This is a genomic window from Eikenella corrodens (genome assembly GCF_003990355.1).
In the GTDB taxonomy this organism is placed as follows: domain Bacteria; phylum Pseudomonadota; class Gammaproteobacteria; order Burkholderiales; family Neisseriaceae; genus Eikenella; species Eikenella corrodens_B.
The window spans coordinates 1,819,030-1,837,676 of the sequence record NZ_CP034670.1; the positions used below are offsets into that span (position 1 = coordinate 1,819,030).

General features: G+C 56.7%; 16 protein-coding genes and 1 pseudogene. 8 read left to right on the plus strand and 9 right to left on the minus strand.

What is annotated here, in order from left to right; genetic code table 11:
• The first annotated feature begins 12 nt into the window (after positions 1-12).
• Positions 13-1,002, plus strand: coding sequence for a lipoyl synthase (gene lipA, locus ELB75_RS09160; RefSeq protein ID WP_126983654.1), 990 nt, complete (start codon positions 13-15; stop codon positions 1,000-1,002).
• Positions 1,003-1,169: 167 nt separating this feature from the next.
• Here the strand turns inward: lipA and ubiB are convergent, their stop codons facing one another.
• Complete coding sequence (gene ubiB / locus ELB75_RS09165; RefSeq protein ID WP_126983655.1) at positions 1,170-2,672, minus strand: ubiquinone biosynthesis regulatory protein kinase UbiB; 1,503 nt, start codon at positions 2,670-2,672, stop codon at positions 1,170-1,172.
• A 184-nt stretch (positions 2,673-2,856) separates the two neighbouring features.
• Positions 2,857-3,420: a flavin reductase family protein gene (locus ELB75_RS09170; protein ID WP_126983656.1), complete on the minus strand. Its 564-nt coding sequence runs from the start codon at positions 3,418-3,420 to the stop codon at positions 2,857-2,859.
• A gap of 177 nt (positions 3,421-3,597) precedes the next feature.
• Between ELB75_RS09170 and ELB75_RS09175 the strand changes: the two are divergent.
• Positions 3,598-3,885: pseudogene (locus tag ELB75_RS09175) on the plus strand (DUF3579 domain-containing protein); the annotation flags it as partial.
• A gap of 125 nt (positions 3,886-4,010) precedes the next feature.
• Here ELB75_RS09175 and ELB75_RS09180 read toward each other — a convergent pair.
• The 3 genes from ELB75_RS09180 to pncB all read right to left on the minus strand — a co-directional run bounded on the left by ELB75_RS09180 (position 4,011) and on the right by pncB (position 6,468).
• Entirely contained in the window at positions 4,011-4,508 is a 498-nt protein-coding gene (locus tag ELB75_RS09180) for a DUF2269 family protein (RefSeq protein ID WP_126983658.1), read from the minus strand.
• Positions 4,509-4,616: 108 nt separating this feature from the next.
• A complete protein-coding gene (locus ELB75_RS09185) occupies positions 4,617-5,057 on the minus strand; it encodes a MarR family winged helix-turn-helix transcriptional regulator (RefSeq protein WP_126983659.1) in 441 nt (146 codons plus the stop codon).
• A 199-nt stretch (positions 5,058-5,256) separates the two neighbouring features.
• Positions 5,257-6,468 carry a nicotinate phosphoribosyltransferase gene (gene pncB / locus ELB75_RS09190; protein WP_126983660.1) on the minus strand — a complete coding sequence of 404 codons (1,212 nt, stop codon included), beginning with the start codon at positions 6,466-6,468 and terminating at the stop codon, positions 5,257-5,259.
• A gap of 282 nt (positions 6,469-6,750) precedes the next feature.
• Here pncB and ELB75_RS09195 point away from each other — a divergent pair, with 282 nt between their 5' ends.
• The 6 genes from ELB75_RS09195 to ELB75_RS09220 all read left to right on the plus strand — a co-directional run bounded on the left by ELB75_RS09195 (position 6,751) and on the right by ELB75_RS09220 (position 15,466).
• Positions 6,751-7,755 (plus strand): L,D-transpeptidase, encoded by a 1,005-nt coding sequence (locus ELB75_RS09195; protein WP_126983661.1) that lies wholly within the window; start codon positions 6,751-6,753, stop codon positions 7,753-7,755.
• A 315-nt stretch (positions 7,756-8,070) separates the two neighbouring features.
• Complete coding sequence (gene der, locus ELB75_RS09200) at positions 8,071-9,528, plus strand: ribosome biogenesis GTPase Der (protein WP_126983662.1); 1,458 nt, start codon at positions 8,071-8,073, stop codon at positions 9,526-9,528.
• Positions 9,529-9,581: 53 nt separating this feature from the next.
• Entirely contained in the window at positions 9,582-10,688 is a 1,107-nt protein-coding gene (gene mnmA, locus ELB75_RS09205) for a tRNA 2-thiouridine(34) synthase MnmA (RefSeq protein ID WP_126983663.1), read from the plus strand.
• A 116-nt stretch (positions 10,689-10,804) separates the two neighbouring features.
• A complete protein-coding gene (locus tag ELB75_RS09210; RefSeq protein WP_126983664.1) occupies positions 10,805-12,469 on the plus strand; it encodes an AMP-binding protein in 1,665 nt (554 codons plus the stop codon).
• 282 nt (positions 12,470-12,751) lie between these two features.
• On the plus strand, positions 12,752-14,584 hold the full coding sequence (gene hutW, locus ELB75_RS09215) for a heme anaerobic degradation radical SAM methyltransferase ChuW/HutW (RefSeq protein WP_126983665.1): 1,833 nt from the start codon (positions 12,752-12,754) through the stop codon (positions 14,582-14,584).
• 243 nt (positions 14,585-14,827) lie between these two features.
• Positions 14,828-15,466 (plus strand): NAD(P)-dependent oxidoreductase, encoded by a 639-nt coding sequence (locus tag ELB75_RS09220; protein WP_126983666.1) that lies wholly within the window; start codon positions 14,828-14,830, stop codon positions 15,464-15,466.
• A gap of 163 nt (positions 15,467-15,629) precedes the next feature.
• Here ELB75_RS09220 and ELB75_RS09225 read toward each other — a convergent pair whose 3' ends face one another.
• The 4 genes from ELB75_RS09225 to rlmH form a co-directional block, all read right to left on the minus strand.
• Positions 15,630-16,064, minus strand: coding sequence for a hypothetical protein (locus ELB75_RS09225; RefSeq protein ID WP_126983667.1), 435 nt, complete (start codon positions 16,062-16,064; stop codon positions 15,630-15,632).
• An 83-nt stretch (positions 16,065-16,147) separates the two neighbouring features.
• Positions 16,148-16,855 carry a 2-C-methyl-D-erythritol 4-phosphate cytidylyltransferase gene (ispD, locus tag ELB75_RS09230; protein WP_126983668.1) on the minus strand — a complete coding sequence of 236 codons (708 nt, stop codon included), beginning with the start codon at positions 16,853-16,855 and terminating at the stop codon, positions 16,148-16,150.
• Complete coding sequence (gene dnaQ / locus ELB75_RS09235) at positions 16,852-17,574, minus strand: DNA polymerase III subunit epsilon (protein WP_126983669.1); 723 nt, start codon at positions 17,572-17,574, stop codon at positions 16,852-16,854. The genes ispD and dnaQ overlap by 4 nt, the downstream gene beginning before the upstream one ends.
• A gap of 437 nt (positions 17,575-18,011) precedes the next feature.
• Positions 18,012-18,482 (minus strand): 23S rRNA (pseudouridine(1915)-N(3))-methyltransferase RlmH, encoded by a 471-nt coding sequence (gene rlmH / locus ELB75_RS09240; RefSeq protein ID WP_126983670.1) that lies wholly within the window; start codon positions 18,480-18,482, stop codon positions 18,012-18,014.
• Positions 18,483-18,647 lie beyond the last annotated feature (165 nt).

The window sequence follows — 18,647 nt, forward strand, 5'->3', positions numbered from 1 at the left end:
AAGGTATAAACCATGACCACAGAAAACAAACAAGACAACAGCCGGGGCGTCAAACACAAAGGCGCGGCCAAAGTTGCCCGCATCCCGATTAAGGTTGTGCCGCTGGAGCAGAAGCTGAAAAAGCCGGAATGGATTCGCGCCCAGCTGCCCACCGGTAAGAAGTTTTTTGAAATTAAAAATATCCTGCGCGATCAGAAAATGCATACCGTGTGCGAAGAAGCCAGCTGCCCAAACATCGGCGAATGCTTCAGCCGCGGCACCGCCACTTTCATGATTATGGGCGACATCTGCACCCGCCGCTGCCCCTTCTGCGACGTCGGCCACGGCCGCCCCAACGCGCTTGACCCCGAAGAGCCGCAACATCTCGCCTCCAGCGTGGCCGCCATGAATTTGCGCTACGTTGTTGTCACCTCGGTAGACCGCGACGATTTGCGCGACGGCGGCGCCCAGCACTTTGCCGACTGCATCACCGCCATCCGCGAGCGCAGCCCCAACACCAAAATCGAAATCCTCGTGCCCGATTTCCGCGGCCGTATGGACATCGCCCTCGAAATCCTGGCCAAAACCCCGCCCGATGTGATGAACCACAATCTGGAAACCCACCCGCGCCTCTACAAACAGGCCCGCCCCGGCGCCAACTACCAGCATTCACTCGAACTGCTGCGCCGCTACAAAGAAATGATGCCGCACATCCCCACCAAATCCGGCATTATGGTGGGCTTGGGCGAAACCGACGACGAAGTGCGCGAAATCATGCGCGACATGCGCGCCAACAACATCGAAATGATTACTGTGGGCCAATACCTGCAGCCCAGCAACAGCCACCTGCCCGTATTGCGCTACGTTACCCCCGAAATGTTCAAGCAGTTCGAGCGCGAAGCCTACGCCATGGGCTTCACCAACGCCGCCATCGGCGCCATGGTGCGCTCCAGCTACCATGCCGACGCCCAGGCCGCCGAAGCCATGGCCGCCGGCGGTGGCGGCTGCCACCACGGGCATTAACGATACACGCCAAACATGCTGCCGGAGCAATCGGCAGCCTGTTTGGTTTGGTATAGCGGATTATAGTGAGTTAACAAAAATCAGGACAAAGCGGCGAGTATCTCCATTGTTTGCACATGGTTTCTTTTAAAAATCCATACCCAAACATCCTTTATCCCACCGCACCCCTAATCCAACAGCGCCATCAGCAACAGCATCAGTGCAATCAGTGCGAGCCACATATTCTGCCGCTGCTGGGTGCGCACCAGGTGCAGGTAGGCATCGCGCATTTCCTGTTGGCGGGCTTCGTCCACCAGCATATTCAGTTTGCGCGGCAGGGCGGGCAGGATTTCCGCCCAGTCGGGGGCTTCCTGCTTCAGGTTGCGCCAAAAGGCTTTCACGCCCACCTGTTCGTTCATCCAGCTCACCAAAAATGGCTTGGCCGTTTCCCATAAATCCAGCTGCGGATCCAGCTGGCGGCCCAATCCTTCGATGTTGAGCAGGGTTTTTTGCAGCAACACGAGCTGCGGCTGAATTTGCACGTTAAAGCGGCGGCTGGTTTCAAACAGGCGCATCAGCACGAGGCCGAAGGAGATTTCAGCCAAAGGCTTGTTGAAAAACGGCTCGCACACGGCGCGCACGGCGGCTTCCAGCTCTTCCGGCCGCGTATCCGCCGGCACCCAGCCGCTTTCGATATGCGCCGTGGCCACGCGGTGATAGTCGCGGTTGAAGAAGGCGAGGAAATTGATGGCGAGGTAGCGTTTGTCGTAGTCCGTAAGGCTGCCCACAATGCCGAAATCCAGCGCGATATAGCGGCCTTCGTCATCCACCAGAATATTGCCCGGGTGCATATCGGCGTGGAAAAAGCCGTGTTTGAACACTTGGGTGAAGAAAATTTCCACGCCGTAGCGCGCCAGCCGTTTCAAATCCACACCGCGCCGCTGCAGCTCGGCCACTTCGGCAATCGGCGTGCCGTCCATCCACTGCATGGTCATCACGCTTTCGCTGCAATAATCGTAATACACCTTCGGCACGCGCAGCATGGTGCTGCCGCTGAAATTGCGCCCGATTTGGCTGGCATTGGCTGCTTCGCGCAGCAAATCAAGCTCGTCGTGCAGATATTTGTCGAACTCGGCCACCACTTCGCGCGGGCGCAGGCGTTTGCCGTCGGGCAGCAGCTTTTCGATCAGCCGCGCGGCGGTGCGCATCAGCGCCAAATCCTGCTCGATAACCGGCTCCAGATTCGGCCGCAACACCTTCACCGCCACCGCCTCGCCGCCAAACAACCGCGCACGGTGCACCTGCGCCACCGAAGCCGCCGCCACTGGCTCGGCTTCAAACTCCGCATAGATTTCTTCCACCGGCCGCCCGAACGATGCTTCAATCTGCCGCCGCGCTAAATCCGCATCAAACGGCGGCACTTTATCTTGCAGGCGGCTCAATTCCAGCGCATAGGCTGCCGGCAGCAAATCCGGCCGGGTGGAAAGCACCTGCCCGAGCTTCACAAAAATCGGCCCCAGGCTCTCCAACGCCAGGCGCAGGCGCACCGGCAGCGGCGTATCGCGCATTTTGCCTGAGCGCGGCAACAATTTGACAAACCAAGGGGTTTTGCCACGCGCCGCCAAAAGGTCGGCCAGCCCGAAGCGATATACGGTTTTGAGGATGACGGCCAGGCGGCTCAGCCATTTCATAATAGAAGTCCGAAGGGGTGGAAAAGGAAGCGATTATAAAACAAAGCCTGCGGCAGGAGCAGCAGGCGGCGAATACGAAAATGGGACAGGCAATTTTTCAGGTAGCCTTAGTCAGGCCTAAAGGCTACCTGAAAGCGAAACTTCATCGAAGTTCAAACACAAACTGCAATTAAAGTCGAAACGCCTACCCCACCTTCAAACCCTTACCCGTGCGGTAAAACAGACCGTTGCCCACATAATGCAGCGTTTTCAATTCGTCCGGCACGCTGTCGAACAGCCAGCGGCCATCGGCATACACTCGGTCGTCCGCCCACACGGCGGCCACTTCGCCGATAAACAAATCATAAGTTTGCTGATTGTGCGGCTCGGGCAGCAGGCGGCAGATAAGGTAGGCGCCGCAACCTTGCACCAGCGGCACATCGAAGCCTTCCTGATAAAACAGTTCCACGCCGCAGTCAGCCAGCTTGGCCGGATTATTTTTGCGGCTCTGACTGCCCACCGCCAGCACGGTTTCAGCCTGCGCGGCCAGCGGCACTTGCAGCGCAAACCAGCCGCTCTGCTCCAACAAGCCACGCGTGAACGCGCCTTTATCCAGCACCACCGTTACGCGCGCAGGGGCATAATCCAGCGCACATGCCCAGGCGGCAGACATCACGTTTTCCACGCCGCCGGCCTTGGCGGATACCATCACCGCGGGGCCGTGGTTGATTAAACGGGTGGCTTGGGAAAATTCGAGGGCTTGCAGCATGGTTTTCCTTAAAAATAAATGGGTTGGTTTAAATCATAAAGTGTTATTTTACAGAAATTTATATTTTTCAGGTAGCCTCAGGCTGCCCGAAAAACAATGCCGGCTGCACAACAATGGTTTAACAAAACCATGCATCCAGCTATAATTCATTAACAATCTGTAGAAGGAGCATCGGAAATGTTCACCCCAAATCCGGACGAAATCGTGATTTACGGCGCCACCGCCGACGGCAAACCCTTCCGCCCCAGCGATTGGGCCGAGCGCCTCTGCGGTCTGCTCTCCTCTTTTAGCAAAGAACACCGCCTCTGCTACCACGAATGGGTGCGCCCGCTGCTCATCGGCAAAGTGCGCAGCGTAACCGTAGGCAAACGGCTGGCAACCATCAATCCGCCGATGTTCCAATTCCTGATGGATTTCGCCGCCACCAACGGCCTGCAAGTGCTGGATGAAGCCGGGCTGAAGGAACTGCTGGGCGACGAAATTGGCAACACCACCGCAACATAAAGCGGCCCGTCTCCGTCTTCCGGATTAAATAAAACAAAACAGCATTCTATATTTTCAGGTAGCCTGCTACAGGCTACCTGAAAATATTATCGACATCTTCTATCTTTTCCCCATTTCGGCTTCACCACACCCAAGGCCGTTGCCAGCAGCGCCAATAGAATATTGACCGCGCCGGCCAAATCCTCGACTTTATGCGCCGCCTTGATTTGCCCTGCGTGTTCCGCCACGCCCTGCTGCGCCAACCGCAACATTTCGCTGCCCGCAGGCACAATCACAAAAAATGCCAACAGAACAATCAGCATCGCGGCAAACATGTGGGCACGCAGCCAAACATCACGTTTCAGCGACCACGACTGCAACCACATCCCCGCGCCTGTTGCCAGTGTCAGCAGCAGCCCGGGCATCGTCAGATAGCGCGTGGCCGCCGTAATATGCACGCGCGAAGCCAGAAATGCCGCCTCATTGCCCGCTTGCGGCGCACCGCCCAGCACAGAGGCGACAATATGTCCGAAAATCGAACCCAAAAACAGGGACAGGCCAATTAAATGCAGTATTTTGAGCAAACGGTAAATATTTCGGTTCATTTCAGCTTCCTTATCAATCTTTCAATAAAGAAACCAGTTTACCTATATAGAAAATAGTTGTCAATTTATGGGTATAAATTTCTTTGTGTGCTAAGCTGATTCTTTGCGCTATTTATCCTGATAAAACTGCCCGAGTTGCCCCAATACCCGTGCCGCGGCGGCCAAATCGTCTGGGTGGAACTGTTCGGCAATTTTCTCCGCATGGGCACGCCAATGCGCTTGAATCTGCCGAGCAGCCTGCTGCCCTTTTTCCGTTAAAACATAAAGTTGTGCACGCTGATGTGCCGGATTCGGCTGGGCTGCGAGCAGGCCTTCTTCTATCAGGACATTGACCTGCTTTAACGCGCCCTGTCGGGTGATGCCCATTTCCTCGGCAATCTGCGGCACGGTGGGCGGCGTTTCCGAAAGCAGCACCGCCCCCAGCACCTGCCAACGCGAAGTGCTCAAGCCCAAAGGGGCGGCAAAACGGTTACCCCATTCGTACAAAATACCGTTTAATCTGAATATGTTGAGCGTAACGGCGGTAAGGTGTTCGCTGGGTTGGGTCATGGTTACTCCCTTCTATTTAAAAGAAATGAGTTTATTGAATATGGTAATCCATTGTCAAAAAGAAACGGAAGATGAAAATTTATCATGCGCGAAGATACAGCCTAATCTTATGATTCGTCTAAACAACGGCCCCATAAATTTTCAGGTAGCCTTCCCACGACGAAAAGGCTACCTGAAAGCATATCGGCCAAGCTAAATCCTATTTAGGCGTTTCTTCCACTTGGAACACTTGGCGCAAGTAGGCAAGGAAGGTGTTGTTGTCGCTCATGGTTTTACCGGGGCTGTCGGAGAGTTTGGCCACGGATTGGCCGTTGCATTCCACCAGTTTGAGCACGATGTTCAACGGTTTGTGCCCCATGTCGTTGGTGAGGTTGGTGCCGATGCCGAAGCTGGTTTTGAAGCGGTCTTTGAAGTATTGGTGCAGTGCCCAGGCCTTTTCCAAATCGAGGCCGTCGGAGAAGGTGAGCATTTTGGTGCGGCTGTCGATTTTGAGCTTTTGGTAGTGGGCGTAGGCTTTTTCGCCCCACACATAGGGGTCGCCGCTGTCGTGGCGCAGGCCGTCGAAGAGTTTGGCGAAATAAAGGTCGAAATCGCGCAGGAAGGCATCCATGCCCACCACGTCGGTGAGCGCGATGCCGAGGTCGCCGCGGTATTCGCGCACCCAGCTTTCCAGTGCGGCTTTTTGGAAATCGCGCAGGCGCACGTCTAGGGCTTGGAAGGCCTGCATAAATTCGTGCGCCACGGTGCCGATGGGGATGAGGCCGAGTTTTTTGGCCAGATAAACGTTGCTGGTGCCGCGCAGGCAGCCGGGGGCGGCTTGGTTCAACGTGCGCACCACATGTTCCTGCCAGGCAAGGTTGTAGCGGCGGCGGGTGCCGAAATCGGATACCAGGAAGGGCGGCTCGCCTATCTGTTGGGCGGCGGCATAGCTGCGCAGCAGGTCGGCCTTGGCCTGCAGGCGGCGTTCACCTTCGGCCAGCACTTCGGGGGTTTCGAGGCGGCGGAAGTAGAGCTCGTTCACAATCGCCAGCACGAAAATCTCGAAAAACATGGCTTGGATAATCGGCCCTTCCACGCGGATGCAGAGCCGGTTCTGCTCGTCCACGCTCACTTGGATAAAGCGGCGTTTGAGCTGGAACAGCTCCAAATAATCCACAAAATCGCTTTTGATAAAACGCAGGCTGCGCAGATAGTTGAGCTCTTCCGGGGTGAAGCGCAGGGTGCACAGGGCATCGAGCTCGGCTTCCAGCTCGCTGCGGATCTCCACCAGCGGATACACGCATTCGTCCAGGTTGCGGCAGCGGAATTCATACACGCCGTGCGCCTGTGGGAACTGGTGCAATACCACTTGCAGCATGGTGAATTTATAGAGGTCGGTGTCCAGCAGGGATTGGATGATGTGGCGTTGCATGGCTGCTCCATGAGGTGGTTAAACGGAAAAAAGCAGGGCTTCGTCAGGCTCTGGGGCTTTCAGGTAGCCTGAATGGCTGCCCACTTATGATTTTATTGCATTCAAACAAATCAAACTGAACCGGCCGCGCATACGGTATGCGGCGCAATCGGAATAATGTGTGGCATTAAAACACGTTTTGCCGCTTTCAGGTAGCCTGCCGCATCAGGCGGCGGCAGTTTCGGGTATCATGCACCACTTATTGTTTCACAGCACACCAACCTATTTTCCCCAACGATTACCATGAAGAAACTCGCATTACTTTGCCTTCTGGCCGCTGCCGGCACCGCCGCCGCCAACAACACCCCGCTGCCCGATTTCTCACCCGTGGCCGCAGGCCAGCACGTCGTTATCAATATCCCGCAGATGCGCCTTTTCCTGTATGAAAACGGCCAATTGAAAAACGTTTATCCCGTGGCCGTAGGTAAAAACCGCACCCGCACCCCGCTGGGCAACTACAACATCGGTTCCAAAGCCTACAACCCCACTTGGACCATCCCCGCCAGCATCCGCCGCGAACGCGCCGCCTCCGGCCTGCCCGAAATCAGCAGCATTCCGCCCGGCCCGAGCAACCCGCTGGGCCCGGTATTTGTGCGCTTGGGCCCGCCGCGCTTAGGCTTGGGCATCCACGGCACCAATGCCCCCGCCAGCGTGCCCGGCATCCGCAGCCACGGCTGCGTGCGCATGCACAGCAACAACGCGCTGCAATTCGCCCGCAGCGTGCACACCGGCGCCAACGCCGCCGTAATCTACCAGCTGGCCAGCCTCAATGCCGATGCCAACAAACACCTATGGCTCGCCGCCTATGCCGACCCCTACCAGCAGCGCAACCTGAACACCGCCGCCCTGCGCCAAAGCATCGCCACCTGGTCGCAGGCCAACGGCCTCACCGCCAACCCCGCCCGCATCAACAGCGTTTTGCGCAGCCGTAACGGCCGCCTGGTGTGCATCACCTGCCAAAGCGCCAACGCCCGCGTGCAAGGCAAATTGCAATCCGTGGCCTGGCAAAACGGCGCGGCCGAGCTGAGCCGCCCGCAGGCTGTGGAAGCCTCCGAGCCCCAGCAAACAGACGAAATCCTGCCTGAAGGCAGCGCTGTGGAAGCACTTACCGACGGTGCGGGCACTGAAACCCCGATTCCCGCCAGCACCCGCCCTGCCCCACGCCGTCGCACCGAGCCGCGCGAGCAGCCACTGCCCGCCACGCCCGTGCAGCCGCAGGAAATCCCTTTGTTAGACACCTTGCTATAAGCCAAATAAAAACCTGCCGTTTTTAAAGAGCGGCAGGTTTTTGGTTTCAGGTAGCCTTCAACTGCTAAGAAGGCTACCTGAAAATATTGACCTCAACGTAAACCAAAACCACCACTTCCCCATCCATCCGGCCCATCTCCCCAAGCCAAACCATTCATAACCAGCTATAATCTCGCCTGCATACTTTGGGCAGCCTCACTCCCAATCGAAGGCTACCTGAAAACCCGCTTCCAACGAAGCCACACCAACCCTTCCGTGCCCCGCGCACCTGCTCGCTGCCCGGCTCAGGCAGCCTGATACAGAAAGACCAACATCATGAAACCCACCATTGCCCTAGTCGGCCGCCCCAATGTGGGCAAATCCACCCTGTTCAACCGCCTCACGCGCACTAAAGACGCGCTGGTGCACGACCTGCCCGGCCTCACGCGCGACCGCCACTACGGCCACGGCAAAGTCGGCAGCAAGCCCTATCTGGTGGTCGACACCGGCGGCTTTGAGCCTGTGGTGGACAGCGGCATTTTGCACGAAATGGCGCGCCAAACCTTGCAGGCGATAGACGAAGCCGATGCCGTGATTTTCCTGGTGGACGTGCGCACGGGCTTAACGCCGCAGGACAAAATCATCGCCGACCGCCTGCGCCAATCGCCGCGCCCCGTGTATCTGGCCGTGAACAAAGGCGAGGGCGGCCGCCGCGACGTGTTGGCCGCCGAATTTTACGAACTGGCCTTGGGCGAACCGCACGTGATTTCCGGCGCGCACGGCGACGGCGTGTATTATCTGATGGAAGAAGTGCTGGAAAATTTCCCCGAAGCAGAAGAAGAGCAACCGGAAAACAAACATCCCGTGTTCGCCGTTATCGGCCGCCCGAACGTGGGTAAATCCACGCTGGTGAACGCCATTTTGGGCGAAGAGCGCGTGATTGCCTTCGACATGGCGGGCACCACGCGCGACAGCATCCACATCGATTTCGAGCGCGATGGCAAACCCTTCACCATCATCGACACTGCCGGTGTGCGCCGCCGCGGCAAGGTGGAAGAAGCAGTAGAGAAATTCTCCGTCATCAAAGCCATGCAAGCGGTAGAAGCCTCCAACGTGGCCGTATTGGTGCTGGACGCACAGCAAGACATTGCCGACCAAGACGCGACCATCGCAGGCTTTGCGCTGGAAGCCGGGCGCGCACTGGTGGTGGCGGTAAACAAATGGGACGGCATTTCCGAAGAGCGGCGCAACGCGATTAAAAAAGACATCGATCGCAAGCTACACTTCCTCGATTTCGCCAAATTCCACTTCATTTCCGCCCTGAAAGAGCGCGGCATCGACGGCCTGTTTGCCAGCATCCAATCGGCCTACGACGCGGCCTTCATCAAAATGCCCACGCCCAAAATCACCCGCGTGCTGCAATCGGCCATCGAACGCCAGCAACCCGCCCGCGCAGGGCTGGTGCGCCCCAAAATGCGCTATGCCCACCAAGGCGGCATGAACCCGCCCGTAATCGTGATTCACGGCAATTCGCTGCAACACGTGGCCGACAGCTACACCCGCTACCTCACGCAAACCTTCCGCAAAGCCTTCAACTTGCAAGGCACGCCGCTGCGCATCCAATACAATATTTCCGACAACCCCTACGAAGACACGGCGGAAAAAACCAAAAACAAACCCCTGCGCCGCACCACCTTGAGCAACCGCATCGCCAAACGCGATGAAAAAGCCCGCAGCAAAGCCAAAACCAAAAAACGCCAAGTGAGCGTGAAAAAACGGCAAGGCCAGTCTTAAATTAAAAGGCTACCTGAAAACTTTCAGGTAGCCCCACCTAGAAACCAAACATTATGCCTACCCCGCAAAACATCATCGTCGGCCTGTCCGGCGGTGTCGATTCCTCCGTAACCGCCCACCTGCTCAAGCAGCAGGGGCAGCAAGTGCGCGGCGTGTTCATGCAAAACTGGGAAGACGACGACAACGACGAATACTGCAGCATCAAGCAGGATTCCTTCGACGCCATCGCCGTGGCCGACATCATCGGCATCGACATCGACATCGTCAATTTCGCCGCCCAATACAAAGACAAAGTATTCGCCTACTTCCTGCAGGAATACCAAGCAGGCCGCACCCCCAACCCCGACGTGCTATGCAACGCCGAAATCAAATTCAAATGCTTTTTGGATTACGCCGTCGGACAAGGCGCCGAAGCCATTGCCACCGGCCACTACGCCCGCAAAGAAGTGCGCAACGGCAAGCATTATCTGCTCAAAGGCCTGGATGCCAACAAAGACCAAAGCTACTTCCTCTACCGCCTCCAGCCCTTCCAGCTCGAACGCGCCCTCTTCCCGCTCGGCCACTTGGAAAAACCCGAAGTGCGCCGCATCGCCGCCGAAGCCGGCCTGCCCACCGCCGCCAAAAAAGACAGCACCGGCATCTGCTTCATCGGCGAGCGCCCCTTCCGCGAGTTTCTGCAAAAATACCTGCCCACCCGCGAAGGCGATATGGTTACGCCCGAAGGCCAAGTCGTGGGCAAACACGTCGGCCTGATGTTCTACACCCTCGGCCAGCGCAAAGGCTTGGGCATCGGCGGCGCAGGCGAGCCGTGGTTCGTGGCGGGCAAAGATTTGGCCGCCAACCGCCTAATCGTGGTGCAAGGCCACCAACACCCGCTATTATTTTCAGGTAGCCTCACCATGAGCCAATTAAGCTGGACGCTACCTGAAAACCCCGGCGAAGCACACGGCAGCCGCCCGCCCGAAGGCCGCTACACCTGCAAAACCCGCTACCGCATGGCCGATGCGCCCTGCCAACTGCGCTATTTGGGCGACGATTCCGCCGAGCTGGTATTCGACGCGCCGCAATGGGCGGTTACCCCCGGCCAATCCGCCGTGCTGTATGATGGCGACGTCTGCCTGGGCGGCGGCATCATCGACCAAGCCGGCGCAGGCGTTTAACCCCTTTAAACCAAATATAAAACCCGGCAACACAAACCTTAAAGGCTACCTGAAAACGCAACGAAGCAAATTGCTGCAAAACTGAATTTTCAGGTAGCCCCTATCAGGAGACCAAATTGGAAAAAATCTGGCTGCAAAGCTATCAGGAAGGCGTACGCCCCGAAATCGACGTGCGCCGCTACGGCTCAATCTGCGAAGTATTCCGCGAAACCGCCTACCTCTACGGCAAGCGTTCCGGCTTCACCAACTTCGGCAAAGTGCAAACCTATGCCCAAACCGCGCGCCTGGCCGAGCAGTTCGCCTCCTATCTGCAAAACGTGCTCAAGCTGGAAAAAGGCGCGCGCGTGGCCGTGATGCTGCCCAATCTGTTGCAATACCCCGTGGCCGTATTCGGCATTTTGCAGGCCGGCGGCATCGTGGTGAACGTCAACCCGCTCTACACCCCGCGCGAATTGCAACACCAGCTGAAAGACAGCGGCGCCACCACCATTCTGGTGTTGGAAAACTTTGCCCACACGCTGGCCGAAGTGGTGGCCGAAACCGATGTGAAACACATCATCCTCGCCTCGGTGGGCGATTTGCTCGGCTTCTTCAAAGGCGGCCTGATGAACCTGATTGTGCGCCATGTGAAAAAAATGGTGCCGCCTTATGAACTGCCCCATTTCGTGCGCTTCAACCACGCGCTCAAACAAGGCGCGGCGCACGCCTTCCGCCCCGTACCGGTTACGCTGGAAGACACCGCCTTCCTGCAATACACCGGCGGCACCACCGGCGTATCCAAAGGCGCGATGCTCACGCACGGCAACATCTGCGCCAATATGCTGCAGGCCGAAGAGTGGATTCAGTCCAACCTCACCATCGAAGGCGAATTGGTGGTAACCGCGCTGCCGATGTACCACGTGTTCGCGCTCACGGTAAACCTGATGATCTTCACCCGCATCGGTGCGCAAAACCTGCTCATCACCAACCCGCGCGATATTAAATTTTTCATCAGGGAGCTGAAAAAATACCGCGTGAGCGTGCTGCCCGCCGTCAACACCCTGTTCAACGCCCTGATCAACCACCCCGACTTCCAAAGCATAGACTTCTCCAGCTGGAAGCTGTGCCTGGGCGGCGGCATGGCGGTGCAGGAAAACGTGGCCAAACAATGGAAAGCGCTCACCGGCCAGCCGATTGTGGAAGTGTACGGCCTCACCGAAGCCAGCCCCGGCGTGTGCGCCAACCCGCTGAACATCAGCGATTACAACGGCACCATCGGCCTGCCGATTTCCAATACCGAAGTGGAAATTCGCGATGACGCAGGCAACGAAGTGCCGCCGGGCGAAATCGGCGAATTGTGCGTCAAAGGGCCGCAAATCATGCAGGGCTATTGGCGGCACCCCGAAGAAACCGCCGCCGCGATGGATGATCGCGGCTTCCTCGCCACCGGCGATATGGTGAAAATGGACGAAAAAGGCTTCATCAAGCTGGTGGATCGCAAAAAAGACATGATTGTGGTGTCCGGCTTCAATGTTTATCCGAACGAAATAGAAGACGTGGTAACGAAACACCCGATGGTGCTGGAAGCTGCCTGCATCGGCGTGCCCAGCAACAAAACCGGTGAAGCCCTGCGCCTGTTTGTGGTGAAAAAAGACCCCGCGCTCACCCGCGAAGAACTCATCGCCTTCTGCCGCACCCAGCTCACCGCCTATAAAGTGCCGAAAGACATCCAGTTCCGCGACGAGCTGCCCAAATCCAACGTGGGCAAAATCCTGCGCCGCGAACTGCGGGAAGAAAAATAGCCGCCGGCAGCAAAACATGGGCAGACCGGTGTACACCGGCTGCCTATTTTTTTGTAAGTCAGCGTAAAGTAAAATTAAGCTTTAGCAATTCCACCCAGCATAACAAAGGCTACCTGAAACCACCATCGTGGCTTTTTCAGGTAGCCTTTATTCATAAAAAGCTCATAAAAATAAACTGCTAAAACAAAGCCACGCAAAACACCCCTACTCTGCTATTTCAGCAACACCCTTCCGTGTAGTAAAATTAATTCTTATTTTGTTTAGCATCTAACCATAAACCCTATGCCTGCCACCGCCTCCCCATCCACCATCCAAACCATCCGCTGGCCATCGAAAGAAGCCGCGCCGCAAGCCTTTCCCGAAAGACAGGCGTTGATGCCGATTTGGGGCGGCGTGCCCGTGCCGATGCCGCAATGGCAGAAACTGTGGCAAAGCCAAATCGCCCATTCGCTCGATGAAAACGGCCTGGCCTACCTCCACATCCCCTTCTGCGCCAACCACTGTGTGTTCTGCGGCTTCTACCGCAACGCCTGGAAAGAAGAACAAGGCGGCGCGTATGTGGACAAAGTCATCGAAGAGCTGGCCGCCGAAGCCGAACAACGCACCGGCAACGGCAAAATCCAAGCCGTGTATTTCGGCGGCGGCACGCCCACCGCGCTGGATACGCCCGACCTGGTGCGCCTCATCCGCGCCTGCTACCAATACCTGCCGCTGGCCGACGACTGCGAATTCACCCTCGAAGGTCGCATGAGCCATTTCGGGTTCGACAAAGCCCGCGCCGCCGTTGATGCGGGCGTGAACCGCATTTCCATCGGCATCCAAACCTTCAACACCGCCATCCGCCGCCGCCTCGGGCGCAAACACAGCGGCGAAGAAGCCTACGGCTACCTGAAAGAGCTGTGCGGCCTCGATGCCGTGATTGTGGTCGACCTGATTTTCGGCCTGCCCGGCCAAACCGACGACGTTTGGGCGCACGACATCGAACGCGCCGCAAGCCTGCCCCTGTCCGGCCTCGACACCTACGCCTTCAACTGCTACCCCTTCCTGCCCATCAACCGCATGATTGAAAAAGGCGCATTCCCGCCGCCGCTCGGCTTCGACGTGCAATCCCAACACTACGCCTACGCCGTGCGCGAACTCACACGGCTCGGCTGGCAGCAAGTCAGCAACAACCATTTCGCCTACCCCGGCCGCGGCGAGCGCAACCGCTACAACACCCTCGTCAAATCCAATATGCCCTGCCTCGCCTTCGGTTCCGGCGCAGGCGGCAACTTCGGCGGCTTCAGCTACCAAGTGCAGAGCGATTTAGAAGGCTACCTGAAAAATCCAAAAGGCCAAAAAGCCCTCTCCTTCATGAGCCGCCACGGCCGACACAAAGCCCTGCTCGGCCAAGTGCAGCACGACATCGAACTCGGCCGCATCGACACCGCCCTGTTTGCCGACAACGCCGAAGCGCAAACCCTGCTGCGCCAATGGCAGCAAGCCGATCTGCTAACCATTCACGAGGACGGCCAAGCCATCCTCAACACCAGCGGCCGTTATTGGTCGCCCACCCTCACCCGCAAACTCATGATGTCCCTCCCAACTGATGAAAAGGAAAACACGATGCAAAAACTCTCCAGCGAACAACAAACCGTATTGCGCAACTCACTGGCCGAAAACCCCGGCCAAATCCTCGAAATGCTTGCAGGGCAACACCAATGCAGCTTTGAAGACGTGATTAACTGCCTGCCCGCCCAACTCATCAAAAAAACCGAAGGCAGCCGCTTTGTCGAAATCATGCAGGCGCTGGCCGGCTGGAACGAAGCCGTCACCTTCATCGCCCACACCCCCGACGTGATCGCCGAAGTGACCGGCAAAATCCCCAACGGCAAAGTCGGCCGCGGCTTCTACAACTTCGAGCACGCCGAAGAAGGCGGCATCCACGGCCACATCTACTACGAAAACTGCGCCGCCGTCTACCTGATCGAACGCCCCTTCATGGGCAAAGACACCGTGTCGCTCAACTTCGTGAACCGCAACGGCGGCGCCATGTTCAAAATCTTCGTCGGCCGCGACGAAGCCGGCGAACTCAAACAAAACCAAATCCAAGCCATGCGCGCCCTGTTCGCCTAAACCCGCGCCAAGCATTTAAGGCTACCTGAAAGCAGCCTGCACTTTTAACGAATATGGCTTCGGGGCACACCAGCGGCGGAAAAATAACCACCCAATCCCCTCTCCCGCGGGAGAGGGTTAGGGAGAGGGCAAAACCGCGCAACCGCAACCCCGTTTAAAACCGAACCCCGAAACACCATTTAAAGGCTACCTGAAACCCTAAAAGCAGCCTGCACCCATTTACCCCCCAACAGGAGCACCCCCATGCTGATGATATTCGGCGCCAACGGCCCCAGCGGCCGCCAACTCATCCACCAATTAAGCCCCCTCGAACGCGAAACCGCCGTCGCCGCATTAAGGCTGCCGGAGCAACAAGCAGACGAATTTTTCGCCGACCACCACATCCGCACCACCGTTGCCGACGCACTTGACGCAGAAGCCGTCGCCCAAGCCGTGCAGCAATACCGGCCCGACACCGTCGTCAGCTTTGTCGGCGGCAAAAACGAACAAGGCACCCGCAGCGACGCCACCGGCAACCTCCACATCATCCGCGCCCTCGAACAGCACGCCCCCCAAGTCCGCCTCATCCTCGTCACCAGCATGGGCTGCGGCGAACAATACCCCCTGATGAGCGATATGTTCAAACAAGCCCTGGGCGAAGCCGTGGCCGCCAAAACAGAAGCCGAAAACGCCCTGCGCCAAAGCACCCTCGCCTGGACCATCCTGCGCCCCTGCGGCCTCGCCGACGGCGACGACACCGCCTACCAGCTGCACGAACAGCTCCCCGCCATCCCCCGCCAATACATGACCCGCACCGCCCTCGCCGCCGCCGTGCGCCAAATCATCGGCGAAGACGGGCACGAGGGCAAAGCGTATTCGGTCACTTCCGGGGAAGCCGCTTAAACCATCCGGCCAAAACCAACGGGCAAACCGCTCCCAAACAGCAGTTTGCCCGCTCTTTCAGGCTACCTGAAAACCAGATGGCACTTTCAGGTAGCCTCAAACACAGTAAAGGCTACCTGAATTTTTTCAGGTAGCCTTTTATAAAACAGGTTCTCATACCAGCCTACTTTAATGGATTAACTTGGTTAGGAACACAATCAGTCGGCTTATAAAAATAAAGAAAACCACCGGATAATTCCAATTTCTCTTTTACAACAAATTGCAGTTTTCCGCTCTCAAAGCTACATCTATAGTACAACATGCCATCACGTTCACCAGTAAACAAATACTGAGATACTAAATCGCCATATTTATCCAACTGAACCGTTTCTGAAAAAACAACATGATTATTTTTATAGAAAACTATTTTCTGAAAATCTACATTATGTACATATAAATCAGCATAATCCCATTTGAAATTTGTTATTTCATTAAGCTGGATATGCCCGTCATGAAGGCCTTGTAACTTTGTTTTATCTATTTCCTTATGGCCAAAAAGTAAATAAACAAATAAAAATAAAGTCAATATGCCGCATGCAAAGATTATTCTTTTAGTCATAATCATCTTCTTCTAGCGTACTTATTAAGCAGCAAGTTTGGCTTGATAAATTCGTTACTACTTAACAGGCTACCTGAATTTTTTCAGGTAGCCTCATCCTGCAACAGCAGCCGTGCAATATTCTCGTCTGCCGGCCAGGTCAGTTTCAAATTGCGGCTGTCGCCCTGCACCAGCAGGGGCTGCAAACCCAGCCGCTCAACGGCGGAGGCCTCGTCGGTAATCTCTGCCGGATTGGCATCAGCCAACGCCCGTTGCAGCAAGGCAGCGGAGAATAACTGCGGGGTTTGTGCCTGCCACAAACCGCTTCGGCTCACCGTTTCGGCAATATGATTTTCGCCGTTGCCGCGCTTGAGGGTATCGGCCACAGGCAAAGCCAAAATGCCGCCAACCGGATGCTGCCCCGCTTCTTGCAACAGCCGCTGCAAGGCTTCGCGCGGCAGACAGCAGCGGGCGGCATCGTGCACCAGCACTTTGTCGTCCGGCCGCATCACGCCGTGTTTCAGCAGCGAACTCAGCCCGTTAAACACACTTTCGGCACGGTTCTCGCCGCCGCAATACAGCGTTCGCAGTTTGGCGGCCAAGTTTTCAGGTAGCCTCACTTCCTGTTCAAACCACGCATCATCCCGCGCCAACACTACGGCTACCTGAACAATCTGCGGCTCGGCCAATAGGCGGCGCAGTGTGTGTTCCAGCACGGTGCGGCCGGCTATCTGCACGTATTGTTTGGGCAGTGCGGCGCCGAAGCGGCTGCCCACGCCGGCAGCGGGCACGAGGGCAAAATAGCGGCTCATGGCGTTTTCCGCCAGATGCTGCCGCCTTCGGCTTTTTTGTCCAGTTCGTCCAGATAGGCTTCGTGGGCGGCGTTTTCCTCGGCATTGGCAGCCAGCACTTTCAGCTGCGCCGGGCGTTCGGTAGGCGCGATCACCACGGCGGGCGCATCGGCTTCGGCGCTTTCTTCTTCGGCAAACTGGTCGGCCAGGCTGAATTGCGAGCGGGTCATGCCCAGATAGACTTCGCTCAACAATTCGCAGTCGATTAATGCGCCGTGGAATACGCGTTTGCTGCGGTCCACTTCGAGGCGGGTACACAAGGCATCCAGCGAGTTTTTCTGGCCGGGGTACAGGGCGCGCGCCATCACCAGCGTATCCACCACATTAGCAGTCAGCTCCTCCACGCTCGGCAGGCCGGCTCGGCGGAATTCAGCGTTGAGAAAACCCACGTCGAACGGGGCGTTGTGGATAACCAGCTCGGCACCGGCAATGAAATCGGCAATCTGCTGCCCGATTTCAGCAAACTTGGGCTTGCCTTCGAGCTGGTCTAGCGTGATGCCGTGCACTTTGGCGGCTTCTTCGGGAATGTCGCGTTCGGGGTGGACGTATAAATGCAGATAGTTGCCGGTGAGGCGGCGGTCGATCATTTCCAGGCCGGCAAATTCGATGAGGCGGTCGTCGCGGTCGTAGTAGAAGCCGGTGGTTTCGGTATCAAGAATGATTTGGCGCAAATGTTTCATCAGAGCAGAGCTTTATAATGTTGGCAAACGGCCGGCATCTTACCCCATAGCGGATGAACTTTGAATCAGGATTGGCAGTCGCGCCAACGATGCGCTGATTTAGCGTGAGCCTGCGGCACGGGGCAATATCGTTATCGGCAAATAGCTTTAAGTTGTATTGCATTGATTTATATTTATTTATAGCAAGCGCAATCCGTAAATTAACAAAATATTACATCATTTTAATATAATAAAAATAATTATCATTTGCTAATTAGCCCGCTTTTCGGTATGATGCATTCACGTTCGGCAAAGCAAGGTTGCTCTGCCTTGTGCCAAACCGCCAAGTCTCAACATTCTGCCTGAGGGCGGGATGCCCAATTTTGGTAGTGGTTTGTGTTCCTTTTGCGCCCCGCTTTTGTCGGGGCGATTTTTTATGCGCGGTTTTCGCCAAACCATTATTCACGGTGGTACGGATGATTATGCAGAATCGACACCGCCCGATACAGCTGCTCGGTGAGCAACACGCGCACCATGCCGTGCGGCAGGGTGAGGCTGGAGAGGCGCAGCATCAGGCCGGCTTGTTGTTTGATGCGCTCGGTGAGCCCGTCTGCCCCGCCGATGACCATGCAAACATGCTGCCCGTTCTGCTGCCATTTTTTCAGGTAACCTGCCAGCTCCTGCGAAGTGGGCGCAACGCCGCGCTCGTCTAGCACCACCAAAAACGCATCGGCCGGTATGGCTTCCAAGATGCGTTTTTCTTCCGCCGCCATACCCTGCGCCGCATTCACGCCCGCGCCGCGCTTTTCCGGCTTGATTTCTTTCAAGGTGTATTTGATGTCGCGGCTGAAACGTTTGGCGTATTCCTTCACGGCTTCGTCCACCCAACCGGGCATTTTGTTGCCCATGGCCAATACGGTGATGTTCATGGTTTACCTCGCTCCCGCCCTGCCCGGGCAGGGCTGTTTTGTCTTTTCGATAACATTATTTTACAATGCAGCAGGCCGGCCGACCCGCAACGCCATTATTTTAAAACATTCGGCCGGCATCATTTAAACCAAATACACAGGCTACCTGAAAACCGCTTCTGATTT

Excerpts from the sequence above, each read along its gene's own strand:
- lipA (WP_126983654.1), top strand. The coding sequence starts at position 13 with ATGACCACAGAAAACAAACAAGACAACAGCCGGGGCGTCAAACACAAA.
- ubiB (WP_126983655.1), bottom strand. The coding sequence starts at position 2,672 with ATGAAATGGCTGAGCCGCCTGGCCGTCATCCTCAAAACCGTATATCGC.
- ELB75_RS09170 (WP_126983656.1), bottom strand. The coding sequence starts at position 3,420 with ATGCTGCAAGCCCTCGAATTTTCCCAAGCCACCCGTTTAATCAACCAC.
- ELB75_RS09180 (WP_126983658.1), bottom strand. The coding sequence starts at position 4,508 with ATGAACCGAAATATTTACCGTTTGCTCAAAATACTGCATTTAATTGGC.
- ELB75_RS09185 (WP_126983659.1), bottom strand. The coding sequence starts at position 5,057 with ATGACCCAACCCAGCGAACACCTTACCGCCGTTACGCTCAACATATTC.
- pncB (WP_126983660.1), bottom strand. The coding sequence starts at position 6,468 with ATGCAACGCCACATCATCCAATCCCTGCTGGACACCGACCTCTATAAA.
- ELB75_RS09195 (WP_126983661.1), top strand. The coding sequence starts at position 6,751 with ATGAAGAAACTCGCATTACTTTGCCTTCTGGCCGCTGCCGGCACCGCC.
- der (WP_126983662.1), top strand. The coding sequence starts at position 8,071 with ATGAAACCCACCATTGCCCTAGTCGGCCGCCCCAATGTGGGCAAATCC.
- mnmA (WP_126983663.1), top strand. The coding sequence starts at position 9,582 with ATGCCTACCCCGCAAAACATCATCGTCGGCCTGTCCGGCGGTGTCGAT.
- hutW (WP_126983665.1), top strand. The coding sequence starts at position 12,752 with ATGCCTGCCACCGCCTCCCCATCCACCATCCAAACCATCCGCTGGCCA.
- ELB75_RS09220 (WP_126983666.1), top strand. The coding sequence starts at position 14,828 with ATGCTGATGATATTCGGCGCCAACGGCCCCAGCGGCCGCCAACTCATC.
- ELB75_RS09225 (WP_126983667.1), bottom strand. The coding sequence starts at position 16,064 with ATGACTAAAAGAATAATCTTTGCATGCGGCATATTGACTTTATTTTTA.
- ispD (WP_126983668.1), bottom strand. The coding sequence starts at position 16,855 with ATGAGCCGCTATTTTGCCCTCGTGCCCGCTGCCGGCGTGGGCAGCCGC.
- dnaQ (WP_126983669.1), bottom strand. The coding sequence starts at position 17,574 with ATGAAACATTTGCGCCAAATCATTCTTGATACCGAAACCACCGGCTTC.
- rlmH (WP_126983670.1), bottom strand. The coding sequence starts at position 18,482 with ATGAACATCACCGTATTGGCCATGGGCAACAAAATGCCCGGTTGGGTG.